Source organism: Alsobacter soli (assembly GCF_003004785.1).
Taxonomy (GTDB): domain Bacteria; phylum Pseudomonadota; class Alphaproteobacteria; order Rhizobiales; family Beijerinckiaceae; genus Alsobacter; species Alsobacter soli.
This window is the reverse complement of record NZ_PVZS01000034.1, coordinates 45,887-52,451: the sequence shown is the minus strand read 5'-3', so window position 1 is coordinate 52,451 and position 6,565 is coordinate 45,887. Positions and strand designations below refer to the sequence as shown.

General features: G+C 73.7%; 5 protein-coding genes. 2 read left to right on the top strand and 3 right to left on the bottom strand.

The window, feature by feature from the left end; genetic code table 11:
* From SLNSH_RS21550 to hemC, 3 genes are all read right to left on the bottom strand, one after another.
* A partial coding sequence (locus tag SLNSH_RS21550; protein WP_280954492.1) for a heme biosynthesis HemY N-terminal domain-containing protein occupies positions 1-755 on the bottom strand: 755 nt, incomplete at its 3' end.
* Complete coding sequence (locus SLNSH_RS21545) at positions 752-2,779, bottom strand: uroporphyrinogen-III synthase (RefSeq protein ID WP_106339841.1); 2,028 nt, start codon at positions 2,777-2,779, stop codon at positions 752-754. The genes SLNSH_RS21550 and SLNSH_RS21545, both read right to left, overlap by 4 nt.
* 45 nt (positions 2,780-2,824) lie before the next feature.
* Positions 2,825-3,772, bottom strand: a complete 948-nt coding sequence (hemC, locus tag SLNSH_RS21540; RefSeq protein WP_106339839.1) for a hydroxymethylbilane synthase — start codon at positions 3,770-3,772, stop codon at positions 2,825-2,827.
* A gap of 247 nt (positions 3,773-4,019) precedes the next feature.
* Here hemC and tsaD point away from each other — a divergent pair, with 247 nt between their 5' ends.
* On the top strand, positions 4,020-5,060 hold the full coding sequence (tsaD, locus tag SLNSH_RS21535) for a tRNA (adenosine(37)-N6)-threonylcarbamoyltransferase complex transferase subunit TsaD (RefSeq protein WP_106339859.1): 1,041 nt from the start codon (positions 4,020-4,022) through the stop codon (positions 5,058-5,060).
* Positions 5,057-6,049: an NAD(P)H-dependent glycerol-3-phosphate dehydrogenase gene (locus SLNSH_RS21530; RefSeq protein WP_106339837.1), complete on the top strand. Its 993-nt coding sequence runs from the start codon at positions 5,057-5,059 to the stop codon at positions 6,047-6,049. The genes tsaD and SLNSH_RS21530 overlap by 4 nt, the downstream gene beginning before the upstream one ends.
* Positions 6,050-6,565 lie beyond the last annotated feature (516 nt).

The following is a 6,565-nucleotide window of genomic DNA, read 5'->3' as shown; positions in this document are numbered from 1 at the left end:
GCCTGCTGCGCGCGCAGGAGCGCGGCGTCGGGCTCGCGCTCGGCGCGGGCGAGCGCGTCGGCCGTGAGCAGCACCGCGCGCTGGCGCTTCACGGCCGCCTTGTCGAGCCCGCGGGCGCCGCGGTCGAGGGTGGCGAGCGCGCCCGCCCAGTCGTGGTCCGCGCACTGGAACTCGAGCAGGGCCTCGCCGGCCCAGGCGACGCTGGGGGCCAGGCGCGAGGCCTCGGCCGCGTAGGCCCGGGCGGCCGCCGTGTCGCCCTTGCGGCGCGCCTCCACGAAGAGGCCGCGCAGGCCGAGCACCCGCGTCTCCGGGTCGTCCAGCATCTGCCGGAAGGCGCCCTCGGCCTGGCCGCGGTCGCCGGCCATCTGGGCGGCCTGGGCCTTGAGCAGCAGCGCGAGCGGCTCCTTGCCGAGCAGCTTGGCGGCGTCGGCGGCATAGCGCTTGGCCGAGCGCGGGTCGCCCGCGCCCACGGCGATCATGCCGCGGGAGACGGCGGCGAAGCCGCGGGCGCGCTTGCGGGCGCGGGCGGTGAAGCTGAGGATCGACGGCAGCCTGAGCACGAAGCGCAGCACCGTCCAGAGCAGCAGCACGGCGAGCGCGAAAGCCAACACTGCGGCTGCGCCGCCCAGCAGGGAGGTCTGCACCTGCCCGAAGCGGGGCAGGGTGACGATGACCTGTCCGGGCTGCTCGACGAGCCAGGCGCCCGCGAAGGCGAGGCCGATGAGGATCGCGATGAAGATGAGCGTGCGGATCATCGGACCGCGCCTCCGGATTGAGTGGCCGCGAGAACCTGATCCGCCGACTTCGTGACCAGGTCGTCCGCCGCGCGGCCGGCCGCGAGGCGCGCCTGGGCGAGATCGAGGAAGGACTTGATGGAGGCCTTGTCCGAGTCCGGCAGCTTGCCGAGCTCGTTGACGGCATCCGCGAGGGCGCCGCGCTTCAGGGCGGCGTCGGCCCGGGCCGCGATGGCGGCCGGCGTATCCCCGCTCGCTTCACCGAGCGGGCGCACCTTGTAGAGGCCGGCGACGCGCGCCTGCATGCGCTCCCACCAGCCGCCCTGGACAGGCGGCGGAGGCGGATTGGCGATCTTTTCGGCGAGGGGCGCGAACTGCGCCTGCAAGGCGGCGACCATCGGCGCGCCCTTCGCGGCGAACGGTTCCAGGGCGGCGATCGCCGCCGGATCGGCCTTGGCCGACTTGAGCGCCTCCAACTCGCGAGCGTAGGGCAGCGACCGCTGCAGATCGTCGCGGACCAGCCAGGCGACGGACAGAATCGCGGTCTCGCGCGCGCCGATCGCCGGAGCGGGCGGAGGCGGCGGCGAAGAGGGAGCGGCGGGAGTGGGCCGGCTCTCCAGGGCGCCCACGCCCGTCTCGAGCTTCTCCAGCCGTTCAGAGAGCTGGGCCAAGGCGGAGGCAGGGTCCGCCGGCACGCGCTTCGACAAGGCGTCGAGGTCCCCACGAAGGCCCTGGACCGCGCCCTCGTCGGCAGCGACCCGCTTGTCGATGGCCTCGACGGTGCGGCGCGTGGCCTTCTCGCCCACGCTGGATTCGAGGCCGGTGAGCCGGTCGTTGATGTCGCCGAGACCGCCCCACAGGGTCGCCGCCAGGGCGATGACGGCCGCGCCGACGACGCCGCCGAGCAGGCCGGCCGCAATCGGAACCCCATAGGAAGGAGACGGCGGGCGTCGATAAGGAGGCGGCTCCGCAGGCGGGGGAGGGGGCGGCTCGGCCTCTGCCGGCTCGGCCTCGGGCGGGGGTGCGCCTTCGCCCAGGGCGGCGCTCGCCTCGGGCGCCGGGGACGCGTCCGTCTCGGCGACGGGGGTCTCGGCGACGGCCGCCGCCTGCTGCTCCGGAGTGGCTTCGGTGACCGCGTCGGGGGGCAGGTCGAGGACCTGCGGTTCGCGTTGCGGGCCAGAGGAGCGCTTGCGGGCGCTCCGCTCTTTGTCCGTATCGGCCGTCATGATGCTCCGCTCGGCTGGGCCGGCCCTGCCGGGCGGCGGCTCGCGATCCCTTATAGCTGCAGCTTCCGACCCTTCACAGCCCGTCCGTTCGAGGGTGGCCGCCATGGCGTCGGCCGGCGTGTCCAGCAGGGCCAGCAGGCTGGCTTCGTTCGGCGCGCCCGCCACTTCGACCTGGGCGGCGCCGGCGCGCCGGACGGCGCGGGCGACATCGTCCGACAGGCACAGGTGGCGCAGGGCGCGCAGGGGCGCGCCCAGGCGCTCATGGTCGGCAAGGGCGAACAGAATCTCCGCGCTGCGGCGCGAGAAGTGGAGCGCAGCGTCGAGCGGGCCGTCGCGCAGCGCCTGCGCGGCCCCCTCTGGCAAGGCCTGAGCCGCCTCGGCGCGATAGATCTCAGCCACGGCGAGCCCGACGCCGGCCTCCGCCAGCGCCGTCTCCAGCGCAGGCTTCCGGTCCGCGCCCGCCAGGTAGAGCAGGCGCGCCCCAGCAGGGGCCGCATCGCGGATCAACCCGGCCAGGGACGCGGCGTCGCCCTGGGCGACGTGGATCCGCCCGAAGCCGAGCGCCCGGAAGGGCTCGGCCGTGCGCTCGCCGACGACATAGAGGGGCAGGCCGAGCCAGCCTTCGGGGACGCCCTCCGCAAAGGCGATCCTGGCGTTGGCGGAGGTGGCGATCAGGCCGTAGCCCGGATCGGCCGGCAGTTCCGCCTCGGTGCGGCTGATGGACAGAACGGGCGCCACCACGGCGTCGTGGCCGAAAGAGGCGAGGCGCTCCGCCGTGCGGCGAGCCTCAGCCTCGGGGCGGGACAGGAGTGCGTGCATGCGGGTGTCTTGACCAGGTGACCCGAGCGGACGCCCAGGCGGCTTTCAATGCGCAGAGGCGTCTTTCGGCGCCAAGATATCGTTCGGAGCCCGGGCGAGGATGTCGCGTGCGGCTTCGGCGCCCAGGCTCGCCGCATCCGCCTCTGCGCCCTCCCGGGCCGCCTCGTAGCCTTCGGAGCCGTCCTCGCGCAGCAGCAATCCGCGGAACGACACGCGGCCGTCGGCCACCGTCGCGTGGCCGGCGATCGGCGTGCGACAGGAGCCGTCCAGAACCGTGAGAAAGGCGCGCTCCGCGGCCAAGGTCACTGCCGTCGCGGCGCAGACCACGCCGGCCAGGGCGGCCGCGGCCGCCTCGTCGTGCGGGCGCGCCGTGATGGCGATGGCGCCCTGGCCCACCGCGGGCGGAAAGTCGTCGATGTCCAGCACGGCGGCGGCGCGGTCGGCGAGGCCGAGGCGCTTCAGGCCCGCCAGCGCCAGCAGGGTGGCGTCGATCTCGCCCTCGTTGGCCTTGCGCAACCGGGTCTCGACGTTGCCGCGCAGCAGGGTGGTGCGGATATCCGGGCGCAGGCGCTTCACCAGGGCCTGGCGGCGCAGGCTCGCGGTGCCGACCACGGCGCCCTGCGGCAGGTCCGCCAGGCTCCTCGCCCGAGGGGAGATCAGGGCATCGCGGACGTCCTCGCGAGGCAGGTAACCCACGATGGCGATGCCTTCGGGGAAGAAGGTGGGCAGGTCCTTGGCGGAATGGACCGCAAGGTCGATGTCGCCAGCCAGCATGGCGGCGTCGAGCTCCTTGGTGAAAAGCCCCTTGCCGCCCGCCTGCGACAGCGCTCGATCCTGGATCATGTCGCCGGTGGTCTTGATGACGACGAGCTCGACGGCTGCTTCCGGCCAGTCGTTGGCCGTCAGGAGCCGGGACCGGACCTCCCGCGCCTGCCACAGGGCGAGCGGGCTCCCCCGGGTTCCGATCCTGAGCCGAATATCGCTGGTCGCCAAAGCCTTGTCCTCATGCCCCGCCGTTTCCTTCGCGGGCGACGCGGACTATAGGGTGTCGGACCGGGGCGCGAAAGCCGGCCCCGGCTTGTTGTCGCGAGCCGCAGGCGACGCCATCCAGGAACGCGTGGNCGGCCCCGGCTTGTTGTCGCGAGCCGCAGGCGACGCCATCCAGGAACGCGTGGTCCTCCTGGATTGCTTCGTCGCTGCGCTCCTCGCAATGACGTCCGCGGGGCTGGAAGGATCCTTCATGCGCGTTCTCGGCATCGAAACCACCTGCGACGAAACCGCTGCGGCCGTGGTCGACTCGCCCCGCGAAGGCGAAGTCGAGATCCTGTCCAACGAGGTGCTCAGCCAAATCGCCGAGCATGCGCCCTACGGGGGCGTGGTGCCGGAGATCGCGGCCCGCGCGCATGTGGAGGTGCTGGACCGCATCGTGGCGCGGGCGCTGGAGAAGGCCGGAACCAAGCTTTCGGAGATCGACGCGGTGGCGGCCGCCGCCGGGCCCGGACTCATCGGCGGCGTCATCGTGGGACTCACCACCGCGAAGGCGCTGGCGCTGGTGGCGGGCAAGCCGTTCATCGCGGTGAACCACCTGGAAGCGCATGCGCTGTCGGCGCGGCTGACCGACAAGATCCAGTTTCCCTACCTGCTGCTTCTCGCGTCCGGCGGGCACACGCAGCTGCTCGCCGTGCGAGGCGTGGGCGACTACCTCCGCCTCGGAACCACCATGGACGACGCTATCGGGGAGGCGTTCGACAAGACCGCCAAGATGCTGGGGCTGCCCTATCCGGGCGGTCCGCAGGTGGAGAAGGAGGCCGAGCGCGGCGATCCCGAGCGCTTCGCGCTGCCCCGGCCGTTGGCGGGGCGCGCCGAGCCTGACTTCTCCCTGTCCGGGCTCAAGACGGCCGTGCGGCTCGAGGCGGAGCGGATCGCGCCGCTGACGCCCACGGACGTGGCGGACCTGTGCGCCTCGTTCCAGGCCGCCGTGGTGGACGTGGTCGTGGACAGGACACGCGCCGCCCTGCGGGTGTTCCCGGGCAAACCCAACGCGCTGGTGGTCGCCGGCGGCGTCGCCGCCAACCAGTCGGTGCGCCGCGCCCTGCTGCGGCTCGCCAACGAATCCGGCCTGAGGCTTGCGGCCCCGCCGCTCTCCCTGTGCACGGACAACGGGGCCATGATCGCCTGGGCGGGCGTGGAGCGGCTGCGCAAGGGTCTGAAGGACGACATGGGCGTCGCGCCGCGGGCGCGTTGGCCCCTGGCGGAGGTGAAGGCGGAGGCCACGGCTTGAGCGGCTTCGCGCATATCGGCGTCGCCGGCGGCGGCGCCTGGGGCACGGCCCTGGCCAATGCGGCGGCGCGGGCCGGGCGCTCCGTGACGCTGTGGGCGCGGGACGCGGCCGAGGTCGAGACGATGCGCGCTCGGCGCGAGAACGTCCGGCGCTTGCCGGGCGTGCGCCTGGAGGACGGGGTCGCGCCCACGGCGGACATGGCCGAGCTCGGGCAGGCCGACGGGATCCTGCTCGCCGTGCCGGCGCAGGCCCTGCGCGGGGTCGCGCAGGCGCTGGCGCCGCACCTGCGGGCCGGGACGCCGGTCGTGGTGTGCGCGAAAGGAATCGAGCGCGGCACGGGGCGGTTCATGAGCGAGGTGGCGGCCGAGGCGGCGCCTGGCGCGCTCCCGGCCATCCTGTCCGGCCCGAGCTTCGCCGACGACGTGTCCCGCGGCCTGCCTACGGCGGTGGTGCTGGCGTGCGGCGACCCGGTAGCCGCGGAGGGGCTGGCCGAGGCGCTGTCGTCGTCGCGCTTCCGCGTCTACCACGGCGTCGACGTGCGCGGGGTTGAGATCGGCGGCGCGGCCAAGAACGTGCTCGCCATCGCGGCTGGCATCGTGGCGGGGCGCCAACTCGGCGAGAGCGCCAAGGCGGCGCTCACGGCGCGCGGCTTCGCCGAGCTCTCGCGCTTCGCGAAGGCCTTTGGGGGGCGTCCGGAGACCCTGATGGGGCTTTCGGGCCTGGGCGACCTGATCCTGACCTGCGGCTCGGCCAAGTCGCGCAACTTCGCCTACGGGTTCGACCTGGGCGCCGGCGCCGCGCCCGCCCTGGCGGGCGGCGGAAAGCTCGCCGAGGGCGTGTTCACGGCGCGCGCGCTGGTCGAGATGGCGCGCTCGCGAAGGGTCGATATGCCGATCGCGGAGGCTGTGGACCGGGTGCTGTCCGGCCAGCTTACGATCGACCAGGCGATCGACGCGCTGATGACGCGGCCGCTGAAGGCCGAGGGGTAGGTCTCCGCTTCTGTCTCTGAGAGCGAAGCGAAGCAATTCAGGACGAAGGGGCGCATCGTCCCCTGGCGCCGGCGCCGGCGGGTCAAAACCGGCCTGTCTGCCGGGCCGTCATCCACGCACATCTGCCATGGGATCCATGCCCTGCGCGACGGCGTGGATGGCCGGGACGAGCCCGGCCATGACGGGTTTCATTCTTGCGAGGGAGACGAGGCGCCGCGACGTGAGCGCTCCTGAGTTCTCGGCCGTCATCGCCGGCGGCCTGCGCAGCAGGCCGGGAAGGGGATCCAGGGGACTGGGCGTGAACCGTGGGCTTCCAGACCTTGCGAGATCGGTTGGCGGGCGCTGCCCCTGGATCCCCTTCCCCTCCGCGGCTTCGCCGCTCCGGCCGGGGATGAGGGGGAGAGGGCCGAGCTTCGTCTTCGAAACGCCCTGCAGCCCGCGCCGGCCCGGCGCATAGCGGCGCGGTTTCCCGTTCCCCTCGGGGCGGGTTTTGCTCTATGACTGCGCCCGCGCGGC

Coding starts and splice junctions, on each gene's coding strand:
- SLNSH_RS21545 (WP_106339841.1), bottom strand. CDS start 2,779: ATGCACGCACTCCTGTCCCGCCCCGAGGCTGAGGCTCGCCGCACGGCG.
- tsaD (WP_106339859.1), top strand. CDS start 4,020: ATGCGCGTTCTCGGCATCGAAACCACCTGCGACGAAACCGCTGCGGCC.